Origin of the sequence: Streptococcus suis, assembly GCF_002964045.1 — a bacterium.
Classification (GTDB): domain Bacteria; phylum Bacillota; class Bacilli; order Lactobacillales; family Streptococcaceae; genus Streptococcus; species Streptococcus suis_U.
In genome coordinates this window covers 1-20,152 of the sequence record NZ_POPB01000322.1, presented here as the reverse complement: position 1 = coordinate 20,152, position 20,152 = coordinate 1, and the positions used below count along the sequence as shown (strand labels likewise).

Genomic DNA, 20,152 nt, shown 5'->3' with positions numbered 1-20,152 from the left:
ATGAAAAAGCAAAATATTTTCTTGTTATTGACCTGTGTCTTGATTGCTGTTGCTGCCTTTTTCCTAGCACCTAAAGATGCTGAATTTGGTGGTTCGGATGGAGGAGCTGAAGTAGCCATTACAGAGGTTAATCCAGATTATGAGCCTTGGTTTGCTTCTATTTACGAACCAGCTAGTGGTGAAATTGAAAGTCTTCTCTTCACGCTACAAGGTAGTATTGGTGTCGGAATTATTACCTATGTCATCGGTTATCATAAGGGAAAGAAATATGTTAATCATTGATCAATATGCCTACCAGAACAGACTGGTCGGGCTATCTCCCAAAGTAAAATTAGGGATCTACCTATTGTTGCTAGGAATTTCTTTTACAGGAATTCCTAGCCTACAATGGGCTATTATAGTAGCCTTATTTCCAGCGACTTGTTATGTAGCAAAGTTACATTGGAAAACCTATGCAAAATGGCTATTGTTAACCCTTCCTTTTGTTCTTATCAGTTTAGTAACCATGGCCGTGAGTTTTCAAGCATCTCCATCGCAGGATGTCCTTCTCACCTTGCCTCTATGGAAGGGCTATGCAGTCATCAGCCAGGCCAGTCTAGTGCAAACCCTTGAGGTGTTTGCGAGAAGTTATGCTTGTTTGATGTCTACCTACTTTTTTGTTCTTACTGTACCATTTAGACAGTTAATTGACTTGCTAAGAAGTTTTCGTATTCCAAACGAATTATTGGAAGTTATTGTCTTTATGTATCGTTTTATCTTCATGTTTTTGGAAGAGTTTCTCGTCATGCGGGATACACTTGATTTGAAATTTGGTTTTGGAACAATGAAACAGAGCTATCAAACCATGGGCTTATTAGCTAGTCAATTATTTACTAGATTGATGAGAGCAAATCGACAGATCAATGATATGTTAGAATTTCGCTTTGATCGTTAGGAGGTCATCATGCTGAGTGTGGAGAATATCAGTTATACCTATAATTTCGATTTTGGCAAGGTCCTAGAAGATGTGAGTATGGACTTTGACAAGGGGCAAATCGTCGGTGTCTTAGGAGCCAATGGTTCTGGTAAATCTACCTTGATGAAGGTCATCATGGGACTTTATCAGCCCCAGAATGGGAGGGTATTTTACCAAGATAAACCGATCGTTTATTCTAAAAAAGCATTGTATGCCTATCGCCAAGAGGTCGGAATTGTTTTTCAAGACCCTGAACAACAACTGTTTTATTCAGTCGTGGAAGATGATGTGGCTCTTGCCCTTCGCAATCTTTCCTATCCTGAGCAAGAAATCAGGGAGCGGGTGGATAAGGCTTTAAAGGATATGCATATTGAACATCTGCGAAATCGGCCTGTTCACTATCTGAGCTATGGGCAGAAGAAAAAGGTTGCGATTGCAGGTGTCTTAGCCTTACAACCCAAGTACTTACTTCTGGATGAGCCGACTGCAGGACTAGATCCGCGTGGGCGAGATCACATGATGTTTTTGATGAAAAAGTTGGCCAAGCAAGGTACTAAGATTATCTTGACCAGTCACGATATGGATTTGATGTATGACTGTTGTGACTACGTTTATCTACTTGATAAGGGAAGATTGGTCTTGGAAGGAGATGTGGGCAGTGTCTTTTTAGAGAAGGAGACACTAGAGAAGGCGCGCCTATCTTTACCTTGGCTAGTAAAACTACATCTAGCAATGGGCCTTCCATTGGCAGAAAATGAACAGGTATTTTTTGAAAGGTTAGGAAAAGACTATGGCAAAATCATTGATGGTTCAAGGAACTGCATCTGATGCTGGTAAGAGTATTATCGTAGCGGGCTTGTGTCGTATTTTTAAGCAAGATGGCCTACGGGTTGTACCCTTTAAATCACAGAATATGGCCCTGAATTCCTATATCACCAAAACAGGTCAAGAGATGGGGCGGGCCCAGGTCTTTCAAGCAGAGGCGGCTCAGATTGAACCAGATGTTCGCATGAATCCTGTACTCCTCAAACCCACTTCGGACCGAAAATCCCAGGTTGTTTTCATGGGTCAGGTTTTGACCGATATGGATGCTGTTGAATATCACGAATTTAAGCAGGAACTGCTTCCTAAGATTAAGGAAGTTTACGAGGAACTCTGTGCTGAAAATGATGTCATCCTTCTTGAAGGGGCAGGTAGTCCTGCTGAAATCAACTTGAACGACAGGGATATTGTCAATATGGGCATGGCGAGACTGGTTGATGCACCGGTTATCCTGGTTGCAGATATTGACAAGGGCGGTGTCTTTGCCTCGATTTATGGGACAATCATGCTCATGCCAGAGGAGGACCGCCAGCGGATCAAGGGAGTGATTATCAATAAATTCCGAGGGGATGTTGCCCTACTTCAGTCAGGAATTGATATGATTGAAGAGTTGACCAAGGTTCCTGTCTTGGGTGTAGTCCCTTATGCCCAGCTCCACATTGATAGTGAAGACAGCGTGGCTCTTGTACAGAAAAGTCGGAAATTCAATCCAGATAAAGACTTAGATGTAGCGATTATCAACCTGAACAGGATGTCCAATTTTACAGATTTTAATAGTCTGGAAATGCATCCAGATGTATCTGTCCGCTATGTTGGACCTGCTGATGAGCTTGGTAGCCCAGACCTCTTGATTCTTCCAGGAAGCAAGAATACCATTGAAGATATGGTCTATTTGGCAGAGTCAGGCTTGGATAAAGAAATTTATCGTTGTTTCCAAGAAGGAAGTGCTATTTTTGGCATCTGTGGTGGCTATCAGTTGCTGGGGCAAGAGCTCTCCGATCCTCTAGGGGTGGAATCGAGCATTGAGAAGATAGCAGGGCTAGGCCTTCTGAAAACGACCACCGTTTTCCGAGCCAACAAATGCACCACACAAGTTCAGGCTCAGCAGGGAGATTACAGCTTAGAAGGTTATGAAATTCACATGGGGGAAACACGTTTAGCTGACGGTGTTCAACCATTTTCAACTATTGTCTTGCAAAATGGAGAAGTGACGGAACGTCAGGATGGAGCCATTGGACATGGAGGCCAGGTTCAAGGGACCTATCTACATGGTATTTTTGACAATGTGGCCTGGACTCGTGACTACCTCAATCAACTGAGGATCAAAAAAGGTTTGCCTGCTCTTGACCAACAAGTAGAAACCATTCAGACCATGAAAGATAGAGAGTACGATAAGTTGGCAGCTATTTTGAGAGAGTCGCTAGATATGACAGCTATCTATGATATCTTAGCTTGACAGTTAGGAAGGGAAAATGTATGCGGATTTATACAGGATACGGAGATAGTGGAAAGACCCGTCTCTATGGTGGTGACCGAGTTTCCAAGACCCATGAGCGCGTGGAAGCCTACGGGACTATGGATGAACTGTGTTCCTTGCTTGGAAGAATTGTTGCGGAGATGAGAGAATACGCAGAACTGGACGACCTTCGACTAGAGTGTGAGCAAATCCAGCAACAGCTTTTTGATTGTGGCAGCGACCTAGCTACACCAAGGGAATTGCGGCCCTACAAGCAGGAAGAAGCTACTGTGAATTGGCTGGAAGAACGTATGGATGCCTATATGCACCAACCACCGCAGTTGGAGAAGTTCATCATACCAGGTGGGCATTTGATTGCCAGTTCTCTCCATATGGCAAGGACGCTCACTCGACGTTTGGAACGTCGGATGGTGGCCTTGATGGAAATAGAAGAGAAGGTGAATCCCGTTGGTCTGGTCTATATCAACCGCTTATCCGATTACTTTTTTGTCATAGCTCGATTGGTTAATTTTAGACTAGGAGTTGCTGATACTGTCTATGAACGCAGCTCTAAGATTTTTCGAAGTCGGAAAAAGGAGGCATAAACATGTACCCTGTTATGATCAACATAAAGGGAAAAAAAGTAGTTGTAATAGGTGGGGGAAAGGTTGCTTCCCGGAAAATTAAGGGCCTGCTAGACCAAGGAGCCTTGGTGACTGTTGTCAGCCCAGACCTGCATTCAAGCATTGATGCGACGAAGGTGACCTGGCTTGCTAGACCTTATCAAAAAGGTGATTTAGAGGGGGCGAGATTAGCCTTTGCCTGTACCGACCAAGCCAGTGTCAATCTGCAGGTAATGGCGGATGCCAGTCCTAGTCAGTTGGTCAACAATACTGGTGACAAGAACCATTCTGATTTTTATAATGTCGCAATGGCCAAGGGAAAAAATTTTTCTGTCATGATTTCAACAAATGGTGCTTCAGCTGCCTATTCAAAAGCTATACGTCAGAAAATCGAAGCACTATTAGAAGACTTAGAATGAAAAAGGTTAGTATGTTATGGACCTATTATATGTTGGATTGACCCATCAAAATACGCCATTTAGTTTGCTGGAGAGGGCACATTTTTCCGACGAGGAAATGAACCAGGCCTTAGAGGCACTGAACCAAGAGAAAAGTATTTTTGAAACGGTCATTGTATCGACCTGTAATCGAACCGAGCTGTATCTAGTGGTGGACCAGCTCCATACAGGACGCTATTACGCTAAACGATTTTTACTGAACTGGTTCCAGCTAGAAGCGGAGGAAGTGGAAGCTTGTCTAATCTTCAAAGAAGGTAATCAGGTCTTAGAACACTTGCTCAGAGTGTCTATTGGCCTGGAATCGAAGATTTTAGGGGAAACTCAAATTCTAGGTCAGTTGAAACGGGCCTTTGCCCGAGCTCAGACAGTAGGAACGACTGGTGTCATCTTAAATCAAGTCTTTAAGCAGGTCATGACCTTTGCCAAACGAATGCATGACGAATACCGCATCAATGCTCGGCCTATTTCCATAGGCTTAACAGCAGTGCAACTGTTGGAACAGACTGATTTTGACTATTCTGGAAAAAGGGTAGCGGTTATCGGCCTGGGTGAAATCGGCCAACTGGTGACCAAGTATTTGATGAAAAAGCCTTTTGATCAAATCCGTTTGGTCAATCGGACAGTTTCTAAAGCCCAGTATTTTCTACAAGACAAACGTGTCCGGGCTTTTGGCTGGGATCAGCTTGAAGTGGCAGTTGCGGATGCGGATGTCATTTTCTCAGCTGTAAAAGTAGGAGGCTACATTCTCTTTCCGCCTATGTTGAAAGAAAGTGTCATTGCCTTTGACCTTTGCCTGCCAAGGACCATTCACCCAAGTGAGCAGATGACCCTTTACACCATCGAGAATCTCAGCAATCAACTGGAAGTCTATAATGAAGAACGGAGAGAGATTGCTGATCAGATTGTTTTGGAAATAGAGGGGGAGTTGGTTAAATACCAAGAGTGGCAAGCTCAGTTGGGAATTGTGCCTCTCATCCGTGAACTGAGAGAGAAAGCCTTGCAAATTCATGCCACAACCTTAGAAAGCATCAATCGGAAGATACCTGATTTGACCGAGAGGGAACAGAAACAGATTTCCAAACACATGAAAGGAATTGTCAATCAGTTGATTCGTGAGCCCATTTTACAACTCAAGGAAATGTCTGTTGGAGAAAGGTCTGACTACGACATTGCCTTGGTTTGTAAACTGTTTGGCTTACAAGCAGATAGACTAGGAGAAGACCATGACAGTAATTAGAGTGGGAACCCGCCAAAGCCAACTAGCACTGACTCAAACCAATATGGTTGTAGATGCCCTTAAGGCCTTGCATCCAGATGTTGCATTTGAACTGGTTCATTATAAAACGACAGGGGACAAGCTAGTCCATGTCAGTCTCCAAAAAATTGGTGGAAAAGGTGTTTTTGTCAAGGATATTGAAAAGGCACTTGTGGAAAAAGAGATTGATATAGCAGTCCATAGCTTGAAAGATGTTCCAGGGCTACTAGCAGAGGGATGTGTCATTGGAGCCAGTCCGGAGCGTGAGGATGTGCGTGACTGTTTGATTTTCAGAGAAGCAGGTATGACCTTGGCTAGCTTGCCAGCTGGATCAGTAGTGGGGACTAGTAGTCTTCGCCGTCAAGTTCAGCTTGAGGCTGTTCGGCCTGACTTGGTCTACAAGTCCCTGCGTGGAAATATCGACAGCCGTATCCAAAAGGTCCGTGCCGGCCAGTACGATGCCATTGTCTTAGCTGTTGCGGGGATCAATCGGCTTGGCTGGACCAGCCAGGCTGACTTGGACATCGAATATTTGGATGAATCCATTTGTCTTCCTGCCGTTGCCCAGGCAGCTCTGGGTATCGAATGTCGGGCGGATGACCAGCAGGTCTTGGACATCTTATCGAGCATAAACCATCCTGAAACTGCAGTCTGCGCCGGCATTGAGCGGGAATTTTTACGAGGAATGGGGGCTGACTGCACCTTCCCAATCGCTGCCTTGGCCAAACAAGTTGGAGCTGACTATCAGTTAGAGGTCATGCTAGCAGATAGTGAGAAGAACTGCCACCGCATCAGCCTATCTGGTCATGACGGCTTCAAGTTGGCCAAGGAGGCCGTGGAGAAACTAAATCAGCTAGGGGTTGAGCCAGCAAGATGACAGCAACGATTGTAATAACAAGAGATGGGGCCATAGATTTGGACCTGCGAGCAGCTTTGGAGAATGTAGGCTTTCAGCTAGCAACTGTTCCCCTAATAGCTTTTCAGGCCCATCCTCTGCCTCAACAAGTCAAACAGGAGTTGGAAAAGGCTGATTGGCTGTTCTGCACCAGTGCAACAGCCTTTGAGTGCTTCCTGCCCCATCTTCCATCTTCTATACAGATTGCCAGTATTGGTGAGCAGACCAGTCGTTCCATAAGGGAAGCAGGACGGTCAGTGGCTTTTGAGTCGACTAGCCAGTATGGAAAAGATTTTGTAGCGGAGTGGTTGGTACTTGGCTTAGAAAGGCAAAAGATTTTGTTTCCGCAAAGTCACTTGGCCAATCCTATCATAGCAGAAGGTTTGAGGCAGGAGGGGCATGCTGTGCTGGCTTGGGAGATGTATGATACGGTTGCCAATCAGGCAGGTCAGGCTCAGCTTGCTCCCTATTTGGAATTGGATAGGGTCCTTTGGACCTTTGCCAGTCCATCTGCTTGGCACAGTTTTACAGAGGTAGTCAAAAAGTTCCCTGCCAGCCATAAAATAGCAGTCATTGGAAAAACAACAGCCCAAGCGGTGATGGAATCTGGTTATGAGGTAGACCTCATGCCAGACAAGCCTTCTATCACAGCCATGCTAGAAACCATCATGGATAAGGAGAAACGATATGGTATTTTTTAGACACAGACGTCTGAGAAGGACAGAAGGGATTCGTGATCTAGTCAGGGAGACCCAACTGCTGACCACAGACTTGATTTATCCTATTTTTGTGAAAGAAGGTCTTGATGACAAGCAGGAAGTAGCTTCCATGCCAGGAGTTTATCAATTCCCCTTGCATCAGTTAGTGGATGAAGTAGCAGAAGTAGAAAAATTAGGGTTAAAGAGTATCATACTTTTTGGTATTCCCAAGGAAAAAGATGAGATTGGTAGCCAGGCGTCTTCTGAAACGGGTATTGTTCAAGAAGCGATTGGCTTGATTAAGAAGCACTTCCCTCAACTGGTCGTGATTGCAGATACCTGTTTGTGTGAATTTACCAGTCATGGACATTGTGGGGTGTTAAAAGGTCAGGAGGTGGACAATGATGCTTCCTTGACCCGCTTGGTAGAAGTTGCCCTAAGTCAAGCAAGGGCTGGTGCGGATATCATTGCTCCGTCCAATGCCATGGACGGCTATGTTGAGGTTATTCGTCAAGGGTTGGATCAAGCTGGTTTTGAAGATATTCCCATTATGTCTTATGCCATTAAGTTTGCCTCTAGCTTTTACGGACCGTTTCGTGACGCTGGCGAAAGTGCTCCAAGGTTTGGCAATCGGAAGACCTACCAAATGGATCCAGCCAATCGCTTAGAAGCCTTGAGAGAGGCCCAGAGCGATGAGAAAGAAGGTGCTGACTTCCTCATGGTCAAGCCAGGTCTAGCCTTCTTGGACATTCTACGAGAATTAAGGCAGCAAACTAAGCTTCCCTTAGTTGCCTACAATGTCAGTGGAGAATATGCCATGGTTAAGGCTGCAGCTCAAAATGGGTGGATTGATGAGAAGGCAGTTGTCCTTGAAACCTTGACAGGCTTTAAACGTGCGGGTGCAGACTTGATCATCACCTACTTTGCAAAAGATGTAGCCCGCTATTTGAAAGAGGAAGGATAAGATGATGCAGACTCAACAATCTAAACTCGCATTCGAACAAGCCCAAACCGTTTTTCCAGGTGGAGTCAATAGTCCAGTTCGAGCCTTTAAGGCCGTAGAGGGCAATCCAGTATTTATTGACAAAGCCAAGGGAGCCTATCTCTATGATGTAGATGGAAATCGCTACATAGACTACGTTCTATCCTGGGGACCAATGATTTTAGGTCATGCAGAAGATCGGGTCATTGAAGCGGTCAAATCAGCCGTGGAATGCGGTACTAGTTTCGGAGCACCAAGTCCCTTGGAAACCCGCTTGGGCCAACACCTACAGGAGCGAATTCCCTATCTGGAACGGCTGAGAATGGTCAGTTCGGGGACGGAAGCTACCATGAGTGCTATTCGCTTGGCCCGTGGAGTGACCCAGAGGGATAAAATCGTCAAGTTTGTTGGCTGTTACCATGGACACAGTGATTCCTTCCTCGTACAAGCAGGATCTGGGGTTGCCACCTTTGGCTTACCAAATTCTCCTGGAGTGACAGAAGCAACTGCTCAGGATACTCTTACTCTTCCTTATAATGATAAGGCCAGCCTTCAGGCCTGTTTTGAAGAGATGGGCTCAGAAATTGCCTGCGTTATTATCGAAGCTGTGGCAGGAAATATGGGCCTGATTCCAGCAGAGCAGGACTTTATCCAAGCTATTCGTGACCTCACAAGTCAATATGGTGCCTTGTTTATTATCGATGAGGTGATGACAGGATTTAGGGCCAGCTACACTGGAGCTACGGGCTTGTACGGTGTGGAGCCTGACCTGTTGTGCTTTGGTAAGGTTGTTGGGGGAGGCTTCCCAATGGCCCTCTTTGGAGGTAAGAAGAAGTACATGGACTATATCGCTCCAATGGGGGCGGTTTACCAGGCAGGTACCTTGTCAGGAAATCCGATTGCTATGACAGCTGGATATGAAACCTTGGTGTCCTTGACACCGGAAATCTTCAAGGACATGGAGGCACGAACCAATCAGCTTTGCCAAGGTTTGAAAGAACTGGCTGTCAAGTATCAGATTCCCCTTCAGGTTGTACAGGTTGGTACCATGTTTGGATTTTTCTTTAACGAGCGACCTGTTCGGAATTTTGAAGATTCTAAAGCCAGCGACCAAGAAATCTTTGCCCGTGTCCATGCAGGTTTACTCAAACAAGGGATTTACCTAGCACCTTCCCAGTATGAATCAAATTTCATGTCCGCAGCTCATACCAAGGAAGATATTGAGCAGACCTTGCAGGCCTTTGATACTGTTTTTGGAGAAATATATGGGTAAAATTGTCTTGGTAACTGGAGGAGCTCGAAGTGGCAAATCGCAGTTCACAGAAGAGCAAATCTGGGAGAAAGAGCGAGTATGTTATATAGCGACAGGAATGAGTTCAGGCACCGACAGTGAATGGCAGGAGCGGGTTCGGCTTCACCAAGAACGCCGTCCAGCCTCCTGGACAACCCATGAGCAGTTTGCAGATCTTGGATCCTGGTTGAAAGACCAAACCTACGACTACTACTTGCTGGACTGTGCTACCATGCTGACGACCAATCTCCTCTTTCAGCTGGTTGAAACCTATTTCCCTGAGAAAATAGCTCTAGAGGATGGTAACTTTCTCAGCAAGGAAGAACAGGCCTTTATCAGTCGACAGATTCAGGATCAATGGCAGGATATCCTACTTGCTCATGGGACAAGGGAGAGCCAGCTCTACATTGTCACCAACGAAATTGGACTGGGCATCGTTCCAGATACTAAGTTGGGACGGTATTTTAGAGATCTGCTTGGACAGGTGAATCAGTTCTTAGCGAAGGAGGCGAGTGAGGTCTATCTGGTGATTTGTGGCCTTGCTCAACGCTTAAAATGATACATGCACTGATTATTTACACACAATTTTTTAGCCGAATTCCCATCAACAAGGAAGTGGATATCGCTCATATCCAAAAAGGAGTTCCCTATCTGACCCTATTTGGACTTTTACTAGGGAGTATTACAGGCCTGTTTTACTACCTAGCTCAATTGGTCTTGCCAGGCATTGTTGCTTGGTGCCTTAGTTTTCTCTTTGATGTCTTGCTGACAGGAGGGTTTCACCTAGACGGCTTGGCAGATACTGCAGACGGACTCTTTTCATCCAGGAAAAAGGAGAGAATGTTGGAAATCATGAAGGACAGCAGAATCGGTAGCAATGGTGTCCTGGCCTTGATTCTCTACTATGCTTTGATGTTGGTGGTCTATCCCTATCTTCCTGAGCCAGGTTGGTTTATAGTAGCGGCCCTGTCCATGATTGGAAAGGCTGGACTAGCCCTGCAGCTCTATCGTATGCGCTATGCACGGGCTGAAGGTGGAACAGGTAACTTTTTCTCAGGGACGACAGGTGGCCAAATCGTTCTAGCTCAACTCTTGCCACTAGCCAGTCTAATGTATGTCTTTGGCTACAAAGGCTTGCTTGCCTACGGCCTTGTCTTGCTTGGTTCACAGATCTATCGCCGGTTTGTCTACCACAAAATTGACGGCCATACAGGTGACACCTTGGGAGCCTTTGTCGAAGTGGCTCAACTCCTATTTATTATTGGGTTAATCATATGAAAATCTATCTCATGCGTCACGGTGAAACCGATTTGAACAAAAAACGATGTTTTTACGGAAGCTTGGATGTTTCCATCAATCAAACAGGGAAAGATCAGGCTCAGTCCTTGCACACTCTGATGCAAACTATTCCGATTGACAAGGTCTATGTTAGCTCTTTAAGACGCAGCCAGGAAACAGCCCAGCTTGTCTTTCCTATACATCATCCAATCCCCTTAAAGAACATGGATGAAAAAGGTTTTGGACTGTGGGAAGGCCTGACTGCCGATCAGATTCAGGAACAATTTCCGTTGGAATGGGAGGCCTGGTTGGCAGCACCATTTACCTACAGACCACCAGAAGCGGAAGCCTTTGGAGACTTTCAAGACCGGGTTTGGACTGAAACGGACAGATTGGTCAATGAACATCCAGGTCAGTCACTGGCCCTTGTTGCTCACTTAGGTGTCCTAAGGCTGATTTACCAGCGTTTAGTAGATCCATCGGCCCTATTTTGGGATATTGATTTCCCCCAAGGAACTGTGACAGTGGTAGAAAAAGAAGGAACAAATGTTACTGCATATCTTTTAGGAAAAGAGGTTGTAGATGATAAAAACAATTCATGATTCTGTACAGCTGACGGATCAGCTGTACACTAGAAATCGAGTGGTGTTGGCTCCCATGACCCTAAGTGTCTGTCAGCCGGGAGGCTATGTATCGCAAGATGATATTGACTTTTACACTCGTCGTGCTGGCCAAGTGGGCATGGTCATTACAGGCAGTGCTTATGTGCATACGCAAGGGCAGGCATTCAGAGATAGTTTCAGCGTCGCAGAAGATGACAAGATTGAAGGTCTGGCTCGCCTGGCCCAAGCCATCAAGGACCAAGGAGCTTTAGCAGTCTTACAAATCTATCATGGAGGCCGCATGGTTCCCCCAGTTCTAATTGAAGGAAAACCAGTAGCCCCTAGTGCTATTATTGGTTCCCATGGTCATGTGGTAGAACCTCGTTCTCTTAAGCATTTGGAAGTAGATGAGATATTACAGGCCTTTCTTGATGCAACCAGAAGAGCCATCAAAGCAGGTTTTGATGGAGTGGAGTTACATGGGGCCAATACTTACTTAATCCAGCAATTCCTTTCTCCCCATTCCAATCGACGACAAGATAAGTGGGGAGGTAGTTTGAATAACCGTATGCGGTTTGCCAAGACCTTGGTTAAGCAGATCAAAAAACTAGTCAAGGAAGAAGCAGATAGACCGTTTATGGTTGGCTACCGTTTCTCCCCAGAAGAGATTGAAGATCCAGGTATTGAATTATGGGATAGTTTGCAGCTGATAGAGCAGTTGATAGCAATGGGGGTAGACTATCTTCATCTCTCCTTAAGTCATGTTTTCCGACCTTCCCTGCGAAATCCTGATGCATTAGAGCCTATCATTCACTCCGTCATAAAAAAAATCAATGGACGAGTGCCCCTGATTGCAGTTGGTGGGATTCAGACCCGTCAAGATGTAGAAGAGATTCTAGCAGAAGACATCCCACTCTTCTCTGTTGGTAAGGCCATGCTCCTAGATCCCGACTGGCCAATCAAGGTTTCTCAGGGACGAGAGTCTGACATCATTACCCGCTATCGAGATGACCTGCAAGAAGAACTGAAACTACCGACAGCATTTGTCAATTCCTTACGGGATTATTTAGAGGGAAATTAATGATGTTCAAAAAACTACCTAAAGGAGTTAAAGGTGAAAAAAACATTTGAGACACGTAAGTTATATTTTGGCTTTCCGGTATTCTTTTTGGGTTACAAGGATGATGTTCATGGATACAATATAACGACCTCAAGTTCCGTCTATTCCCTTGGGAGCATGATGGTGATTGGCGTGAGGACAAAGGGAAATGCTGTGACAGAAATCAGCAAACATGGTCACTTCACTGTCAATATTCCAAGAGAACATTTGCTGGAAGAAGTAGAAATAGCTGGTTTTAATAGCCGTAAAGATAAATTTGCCTTGACTGGTTTGACCTATACAGTTGGTGAAACGGTTGATGCTCCTTTGGTCAATGAATGCCCCATTTCTATTGAGTGCGAAGTTGTTGAACTTGTGGAATGTGGTAAGTTGACCAATATTATCGGAAAAGTAACGCGCAGAGTGGTAGAAGAAGACTTGCTTGATGAGCATGGTGATTTTAAGGGCAGTGATTTTTCACCGATCAGCTATATCGGTGATGGTTCAGGTCGACACTATCGTTACTATAATGATCATGCTATTAAAATGGGGAGTCTTATTAAGAAAAAGAAAGACCTTGAAAAGTAAACTTTCAGACTCTGGCAATAAAATGGAAATGAGTTTTCTGAGTTTTATCATCAACTGGATGAATAATGTTTTTCTGGTAAATAACTTAATTGAACACTTGTGTCATATTTTACAAACGATTGATTGGAAGTTTTTAAATACGCTTCGAAATCATTCGTTTTTTTATTATTAACACTTAAAAACAAAGTATTGTTATATCTTATATAAAGGAGAGTTTACTTGATTTATTAAGGAGTTTACTCTATACTATAAAAGCTCACAAAATACATTTTGACCAAAAGATTTTAAAAGTATTTTAGTGTATATACATATTATTTTTTGAAAAAAGTGTTTGACATACATGAAATAGGAGAATGAAAATGAAGCGATTAAATCGCAATTATCAATATTCGATTCGTAAAACGAGTCTGGGAATTGGTTCGGTAGCGATTGGTGTCCTGCTTGCGGGCTTATCTTCAGCACCAAAGGTGGCAGCTGATACAATTTCGACACCGTCAGGAACGGAAACGATTTCGACAACAGTGGCTACAAGCCAAACAGAAGCTACTCAAGCAGTAACAGAGACCAGTGTTACTCCAGCAGCAAGCACAGAAGAGGTTGTTGTTTCATCGACTCAGGCTGGGACAGAAACCGTTCCAGTGTCCGACTTGAATCCAGCTGAACAAGAAGTTGCTGCACAAAACCTGCCATCAGATGTGAATACGCAGGCGACAACAAGCTCAGCTGAATTAGAAGCTCCTGTCGCTACTGAAACTTCTCCTGTTTACCAATCAAGAAGTGTAGCGGAAGCTCCTGTAAGTGTAGCGGAAGCTCTTGTTGAGGTAGAAATTCCTGTTGACCCAACTTATGTAGAAGTAACTTCGAATGATCCTGAAGGTGATAAGATCCATGTTATTGATAACAAGTCTACTACTCATTGGGCATCAAATCCATCAAGTCCAAATTCAACCAGCAATCCTCAAACTGTAACTGTGCGTTTGACAGAAACAGCAGAGGTTAGCCAAGTTCTCTACACCCCTAGACAAGAAACGGCTAGAGCTGTTGGGAATATCAAGGTCGGGAAAATTTTCCATAGTATTGATGGGAAAAATTGGCAGGAAGCCATTCCGACAGCAATCATTGATCCAGAAACTGGAAATAGTGAAGGTTTAGTGGGAAGTAATGATAATAGCTTCCATTTAAATGCTAATCGTGTCACTAAGGCCATTGAAATCGAACCAGTGACTGCCCGCTATTTTAAATTACTTGGTTTAGAGACCTACCATTGGAATCCTTCAAAGCTCAATCAAGTGGTTGCTGCTGCGGAATTTAAGCCGATAGGAGTTAAAAGAGTTTCAGCTGATTCCTTGGTCACCATTGACCCACGCTATACAACAGCTACTAGCTGGGATGCTAAAGATGGCGGTGGTCGCAAAGTCAGCTATGCTACCGATGGAAATCCAAATACTCTGTGGCAAAGTAATAATGCTGAAAGCGATTGGAACAAGAACGCTACCCAGTACCTAACTGTAGGACTGACAGAGAAGGCAAAGGTCAACTCAATCGATATTACACCTCGTCAGGATGGTGAAAGCAATCAATATGCGACTGGCGATATCAAGCGAGGTTATATCGAGTACAAAACGGATCAGAATACTTGGCAACGTGTGAACATTGTTGGAAGTACAGACAATGTGTTTGTATTTGATACTAGCAAGCAAACAAAGATTGTGCAGTTTAGTCCAGTTGAGGCACAATTTTTCCGTATTGCTGCACTTGATACTTACCACTGGCAATCTGCAGCGAAACATAATACACTCGTTGCAGTAGCAGAGGTCTCAATTACTGGTCGAAAAATCAATAGCAATCCTACTGTTGAAAATCAGGATATTGTCCTTGAAAATGACTATATGAGTCGTAACATGATTGTCAGAGATGGCAAACTTCGCACGGTTAATATTGTCAACAAACTACCAGGAAATAACAAGGAAACTGTTGAATTTTTAGAGGGGTCAAAAGAGTTTGTCATCCAGTTTAAACCAGATGCGACGGATACGACGCCAGTTCCGAGTCAACCCTTATATGAGCCAGAATCAAAAGACCGTAGCCAATGGCTTGTTTCCACTAATAGTCAAGCGAATGCTAGCAAGCGAGAAGGGAATGTTCAGCTCGTTCTTGATGGAGATCAGAATACAATTTGGCACAGTAATTACCACAATGCAGGTACCGGCCCTCATAAAACCCTGCCAGCCTATGTTGATATTACTTTCCCAACTGCCAAAGATATTCGCACGTTGATTTATTTACCTCGTCAAGACGGTCCAGAAAATGTGAATGGTCTGATTAAGGACTATAAACTCTATATTAAGGAAAAGGGGCAGAGTGACTTTACTCTATTCAAGGAAGGAACAATCACCTCAAATCCTAAACAGGCCCAATACATTGACTTTGGACAAACCAAAAAGAATGTCCAAGCCATTCGTTTTGAAGCAATTAGTTCTCAAAATGGTCAACCCTATGCTGCCATTGCTGAATTAGATATATCAAGCTCTACCGTTGCTCAAGTTCGAGCACGTCAGGAAGCCCGTCAAAAGGCCTACCAGAAAGAATTGGATGCCTACCAAGCTCGTACCCAAATCTCACTTGATAAATTGACCTTGGCTGAAGATGGTGTAGTAAGAGTTAAAACTGCCCAGGAAGAGACTATAACTTATACCTTTAAACCATTTACCTATAAAAATGTACCTGTAATTGTTCAGTATGTGATGAATCTAAAAAAAGAAGCTAAATTTAGCCAGTCACATATCTCCATTTCTGTTCCAGAACAGTACCGTTCTACCTTAACCATTGATACAATTGACCTTCAACGATTCCAGTTAGTTGAAAATCAAAAGTATGAAGAATTTTCAAAACAGGCACCAATTGCTGAAATGGCAAATTTTGATGGCTTCCATGCTGGCCTAGGTCAGCCGGTATATTTAGGGAGTTTCTACACAGGTTCGGAATTCCCGATTTCTTGGAATACGGTTGAAAGTACCAACAAGCAGTTGTTGTCACGCTATTATTCAGGAAAAACCTTGGCGGAACTAGATTTGGATGAAAATGGCAATTACCGGACATGGAATACAGTTGTGGGTGTTGCTCGTTCCAATGACTATAGTGTCTTGCAACAAGACTTCTACGATTACATCGCTAAAATTGGTACAAAGACTTATTTCCGTAAGCAGTATAATTCATGGTATGACTTGATGAAGAATATTACCGCAGAAAATATTCAATCAAGTTTCAACGAAATTGACCGTGGCTTTACGAACGGCGGAATTTCCCCTCTTGATTCATTTGTTGTCGATGATGGTTGGCAAAATGTTCGTTCCTTGTGGGATTTTAATAGCAAGTTCCCTAACAAACTCTATGATTCAAGTAAACAGGTCAAACGTTTTGGTTCGGATTTTGGACTCTGGATGGGACCACGTGGTGGTTATGGAACAGAAGGAACCATGGCCAATTACCTAGCAGAAAATAATCTCGGTTCAAAAACACCAGCAGGCGATGTCTACATCGGAGATAAACGATATGTCGATGGTTTGAAAGAATTGTTTGCAAATTATGGCCAGGAATTTGATATTAACTATTGGAAATTGGACGGGATGCTCCGCTATCCGCAACAGACAACAGATACTGCTGGCAATTACATCGGTGGTGGATACAAAAATATGTATTCCATGACAGAAGCTCATGAGCGTTGGATTGAATTGTATCATATTATTCGTGACAATGCTCCAAGTGCTGATCAGATGTGGATCAATCTGACATCCTACATTCCACCGTCACCATGGTTCTTGCAATGGGTCAATTCGATTTGGATGCAAAATACTGCCGATGTAGATTATCAGGATGGGGTCAAGAAGGCTCCGTATGATACCCTTGATTTTGGTAACGATGTCAATGAGGCACTGACTTATCGGGATGATTCTTATGAAAAGTTAGTCCGTGATCGTAAGTGGCAGATCCCATTTTCAAATATTTATAACCATGATCCAGTTTATGGAGCAACAGCCCATACAAGTAAGAAGATGACACCGCTTGGACCAGCACGTGGTCAAATCAATTTCTCTACCGAAGACTTCCGAACCTATCTCTACATGCTGGGCACTCGTGGTACAGGATTCTGGGAATTTTACTATAGTCCAAGTATGTTGGACGACGCCAAGTGGCAGGTCAATGGTGAAGCTGTCAAATGGATAGAGTCTAATTTTGAAACACTTCGAAATGCAGTTTACCATGGTGGTCAACCTCGCGAGGGAGAAGTCTATGGTTACTCTGCTTGGGATGCGAATAATGGAATTGTATCTGTCCGCAACCCAATAGATAAAGAACAGAGCTATGAATTGCGCCTAGACCGAATTGTCGGAATGCGAGAAGGAACAACAGGTTTGCACAGAGTGACAGTTTTAGGTGACAAACGACATGATACAAGTTCAGTAACAAATTATGGCGATGTTCTCCGAATCACTCTGAAACCTTATGAAACGGTTATCTTCCAATATTCGACGAGTCAGGATAAACGACCTGCCCAAGTTTTCGAAGCTAAAGCAATTACTGATAATACCATTACACTTGAATTTGATGAGCGTGTGGTGATTGATAAGGCAAGTTTCACAGTTGCTGGACATACAGTAAAATCAGTCAAATTAAATGAGAACCTTAGAACTGTAACCTTGCAACTAGGTAAAAATTTGACAGACCGAGAAAAAGTATCGGTGAGCTATTCAAATGTCAAAGACAATGCTGGGCTTGCAAACCTATCGAACGGAAAAGTGAGCTTTACGACCTTCAGTAATGGAGTCGTTCAAGATATCAGTCGTCTTTCTCATAATTATAGTTTGGATAATGACGGTGTAGAAGGACGAGGAGTTTTCTCAGTGACAGTCAAGGCCAAATTAAATAGACTTGGTCAAATACTCGCAGAGCAATCGAATCAATGGAAATTATCTGTTGATGAGGCTGGTCGAGCTGTCTTTGAAGTCAAGGGTGAGAAAGTTACCTCAGCTCCATTTACACAACTGAGTACAGCAGACCGTGGTCAAGCTGATAAATTGATTGCAGTTGGAGAAGAAGTAACCATTACAGCTGTTCGTGTTGCTAACGGTAGCTTACGCTTGTACATCAACGGAGAATTGCATAATAGTCACTACAATTCTTCTAAGTTAAATCAACAGCTCAGCCGTTCGACACTCAAACTAGCAGGTACAAATTTTGCTGGAACCTTTAGTCGATTTATTCTTGAAAATAAGGCACGGGATTTTGAAACCGCCTTGGAATTATACCAGCAATTAAATCCAGGTAAAAAAGGTGCTGCTTTAGATACCAGCCTTACATCCGCAACGTCATTTGATAGTAATGATGGTGGAGAAAGACGTGCTTCCCTCCTTTCAGACGGAAACAAAAACACCTATTGGGTAAGTTCTCCAACTCAAGATAACAGTCAGACCAAGCAACAGGTTGTTATTGGATTGCAGACAGCTCAGTCCATTGCAGAAGTTCAGTACACACCACGTCAAGATGCAGCAAATGCGGTAGGCAATATCAAGAAAGCCTATTTGGAATACAGTCTAGACGGAAAAACATGGAAACGTGTTACGATTACAAATGGCAATACTGATAATACGATTAGCTTCCAAACAACAACTGCAACAAGTTCGATTAGATTTGCAGCTGTACAAGCCAAGTATTTCCGCTTAACTGCTCTGGAAACACATCACTGGCGTCCAAGTATGGTCAATAAAATTGTAGCGGTAGCAGAATTGAAGGTCATTCCTTCAAATACTGTCGTAAGTTTAACAACAGGTTATCTATTAAATGCGATTGACCAAGCTCATAGCATTGTAACGAGTCGTTATACCGCTGCCCAACGCCGCACTATCCAAACGGAACTAGCAGCAGCTCGTACTGCATTGCAAGGACAGAGTCAGGTAGCAATTAATACTGCAAATGATAGACTTCGTGCTGCTTTGGTAGGTAGAACTTTGTCAACAAGAACACTGGATACTCGAATTCAATCAATGTTGAATACCAATTACTGATGTATTTTGCATGTTGTCCTGATTGAATATTGATTTGTCATTAGTCGGTGAATAGCACTGGCGATGTATTCAGGTTCTAGCTATTGAATGTTTCCTTTTACAACTTGAAAAATGATTAAACTCGACACAATTTACTGTGTCGAGTTTTTCAGACTGTATGAGAAAAGCCACCTTAATAAGTCTATCAAAGATGGCTTGATGGTCACGTTAAGAAAGCGATTATACAACAGTGTATGGATTGTTAAGCATCATTGGTTAACGGTAGCTTTCCCGATTATCGGCCCTGCTCCATTGCAGTAAGATAAGTCTCCTTATCTTTAGAAAATGAAAGGTACTTACATGTAGAGCCAATAATGGAAAAGTATTCGAAATGCCTTATCCAAACTGACAACACACCTTACATCGAGGCATGTAATCTACTAAAATTTGAAACCAAAGACCTGACTTAAAGCAAAGCTTATCACAGTGGCGGGACCGCGTTGGATTTACACCAAACTTCCATGTTTCCAAAAGTACTAAAATCAATTTCTAGCATTATTATTATAACCTATAGATTTAATATTTTCAACAGAAATGATTTAATTTTATTTTTTTGAACGGAGACTAAAATTCTCAAAGTAAGTTCTAGTCTAATACCAAAGCTGGAAATTAGACTGAGACAAAGAAATGGTAAATTCTCAAAGTAAGTTCTAGTTCCCGTCCTTCCAGAAGTTACTTTGAGAAAACTGCATAAAATCAACAGAATTTAGTCTCAGACTAAGTTCTGTTTTTGACTAAAAATGTTGATAATAGTGAGTTTTAGGATTGAAATTGTTGAAAAAAAGAGTACACTAAAGTGGCTCTATAATTTCTGTAGTGGGTAAATCCACCGTGGAGATTATGGAGCCTTTTTGAGTGTAGAAAAAAAGTCCCATATGACCTATAATGAAAAGCGACTAAACAACTCATTAGAAAGGGTTCATATGGAACAGCTTTATCATACCACAGAACTAATCGGAATCAAAGATAAAAACATTAAAATTCTCTTCGTTTTGAAACATCAAACCCATCTAGAAATCAGGGCAAAGCTAGATTACGACAGTCCTAGC

The 20,152-nt window shown here is 43.2% G+C and carries 17 protein-coding genes, 1 pseudogene and 1 riboswitch; all 18 genes and pseudogenes read left to right on the top strand.

Going from position 1 to position 20,152, the window contains the following annotated elements; genetic code table 11:
- Nucleotides 1-282: an energy-coupling factor ABC transporter substrate-binding protein gene (locus tag C1E99_RS05955; RefSeq protein ID WP_105106644.1), complete on the top strand. Its 282-nt coding sequence runs from the start codon at nucleotides 1-3 to the stop codon at nucleotides 280-282.
- The gene (gene cbiQ, locus C1E99_RS05950) at nucleotides 269-934 is read left to right on the top strand and encodes a cobalt ECF transporter T component CbiQ (RefSeq protein ID WP_105206942.1); all 666 of its coding nucleotides are present in this window, start codon (nucleotides 269-271) and stop codon (nucleotides 932-934) included. Before C1E99_RS05955 ends, cbiQ begins: the two co-directional genes overlap by 14 nt.
- 9 nt (nucleotides 935-943) lie before the next feature.
- Nucleotides 944-1,783 carry an energy-coupling factor ABC transporter ATP-binding protein gene (locus tag C1E99_RS05945; protein ID WP_105206941.1) on the top strand — a complete coding sequence of 280 codons (840 nt, stop codon included), beginning with the start codon at nucleotides 944-946 and terminating at the stop codon, nucleotides 1,781-1,783.
- Nucleotides 1,746-3,233, top strand: a complete 1,488-nt coding sequence (locus C1E99_RS05940) for a cobyric acid synthase (RefSeq protein WP_105206940.1) — start codon at nucleotides 1,746-1,748, stop codon at nucleotides 3,231-3,233. Before C1E99_RS05945 ends, C1E99_RS05940 begins: the two co-directional genes overlap by 38 nt.
- A 20-nt stretch (nucleotides 3,234-3,253) precedes the next feature.
- Complete coding sequence (locus C1E99_RS05935; RefSeq protein ID WP_105206939.1) at nucleotides 3,254-3,838, top strand: cob(I)yrinic acid a,c-diamide adenosyltransferase; 585 nt, start codon at nucleotides 3,254-3,256, stop codon at nucleotides 3,836-3,838.
- 2 nt (nucleotides 3,839-3,840) lie between these two features.
- A complete protein-coding gene (locus tag C1E99_RS05930) occupies nucleotides 3,841-4,275 on the top strand; it encodes a precorrin-2 dehydrogenase/sirohydrochlorin ferrochelatase family protein (protein WP_105206938.1) in 435 nt (144 codons plus the stop codon).
- 16 nt (nucleotides 4,276-4,291) lie between these two features.
- Nucleotides 4,292-5,551, top strand: a complete 1,260-nt coding sequence (hemA, locus tag C1E99_RS05925; RefSeq protein WP_105106650.1) for a glutamyl-tRNA reductase — start codon at nucleotides 4,292-4,294, stop codon at nucleotides 5,549-5,551.
- A complete protein-coding gene (gene hemC, locus C1E99_RS05920; protein ID WP_105206937.1) occupies nucleotides 5,538-6,446 on the top strand; it encodes a hydroxymethylbilane synthase in 909 nt (302 codons plus the stop codon). The genes hemA and hemC overlap by 14 nt, the downstream gene beginning before the upstream one ends.
- The gene (locus C1E99_RS05915; RefSeq protein ID WP_105206936.1) at nucleotides 6,443-7,165 is read left to right on the top strand and encodes a uroporphyrinogen-III synthase; all 723 of its coding nucleotides are present in this window, start codon (nucleotides 6,443-6,445) and stop codon (nucleotides 7,163-7,165) included. Before hemC ends, C1E99_RS05915 begins: the two co-directional genes overlap by 4 nt.
- A complete protein-coding gene (hemB, locus tag C1E99_RS05910; protein WP_105206935.1) occupies nucleotides 7,152-8,126 on the top strand; it encodes a porphobilinogen synthase in 975 nt (324 codons plus the stop codon). Before C1E99_RS05915 ends, hemB begins: the two co-directional genes overlap by 14 nt.
- Nucleotides 8,127-8,130: 4 nt before the next feature.
- Nucleotides 8,131-9,417 carry a glutamate-1-semialdehyde 2,1-aminomutase gene (gene hemL, locus C1E99_RS05905; protein ID WP_105206973.1) on the top strand — a complete coding sequence of 429 codons (1,287 nt, stop codon included), beginning with the start codon at nucleotides 8,131-8,133 and terminating at the stop codon, nucleotides 9,415-9,417.
- Nucleotides 9,410-9,994, top strand: coding sequence for a bifunctional adenosylcobinamide kinase/adenosylcobinamide-phosphate guanylyltransferase (cobU, locus tag C1E99_RS05900; RefSeq protein WP_105206934.1), 585 nt, complete (start codon nucleotides 9,410-9,412; stop codon nucleotides 9,992-9,994). The genes hemL and cobU overlap by 8 nt, the downstream gene beginning before the upstream one ends.
- Nucleotides 9,991-10,713 carry an adenosylcobinamide-GDP ribazoletransferase gene (cobS, locus tag C1E99_RS05895; RefSeq protein ID WP_105206933.1) on the top strand — a complete coding sequence of 241 codons (723 nt, stop codon included), beginning with the start codon at nucleotides 9,991-9,993 and terminating at the stop codon, nucleotides 10,711-10,713. The genes cobU and cobS overlap by 4 nt, the downstream gene beginning before the upstream one ends.
- Entirely contained in the window at nucleotides 10,710-11,315 is a 606-nt protein-coding gene (locus C1E99_RS05890) for a histidine phosphatase family protein (RefSeq protein WP_105206932.1), read from the top strand. Before cobS ends, C1E99_RS05890 begins: the two co-directional genes overlap by 4 nt.
- Nucleotides 11,296-12,396: an NADH-dependent flavin oxidoreductase gene (locus C1E99_RS05885; protein ID WP_105206931.1), complete on the top strand. Its 1,101-nt coding sequence runs from the start codon at nucleotides 11,296-11,298 to the stop codon at nucleotides 12,394-12,396. The genes C1E99_RS05890 and C1E99_RS05885 overlap by 20 nt, the downstream gene beginning before the upstream one ends.
- A 33-nt stretch (nucleotides 12,397-12,429) precedes the next feature.
- On the top strand, nucleotides 12,430-13,002 hold the full coding sequence (locus C1E99_RS05880; protein WP_105206930.1) for a flavin reductase family protein: 573 nt from the start codon (nucleotides 12,430-12,432) through the stop codon (nucleotides 13,000-13,002).
- Between the two features lie 359 nt (nucleotides 13,003-13,361).
- Nucleotides 13,362-19,064 (top strand): discoidin domain-containing protein, encoded by a 5,703-nt coding sequence (locus tag C1E99_RS05875; RefSeq protein ID WP_161951160.1) that lies wholly within the window; start codon nucleotides 13,362-13,364, stop codon nucleotides 19,062-19,064.
- 382 nt (nucleotides 19,065-19,446) lie between these two features.
- Nucleotides 19,447-19,591: riboswitch (adenosylcobalamin (AdoCbl) riboswitch) on the bottom strand.
- A 435-nt stretch (nucleotides 19,592-20,026) separates the two neighbouring features.
- A pseudogene (locus tag C1E99_RS14960) lies at nucleotides 20,027-20,152 on the top strand (ISL3 family transposase); the annotation flags it as partial.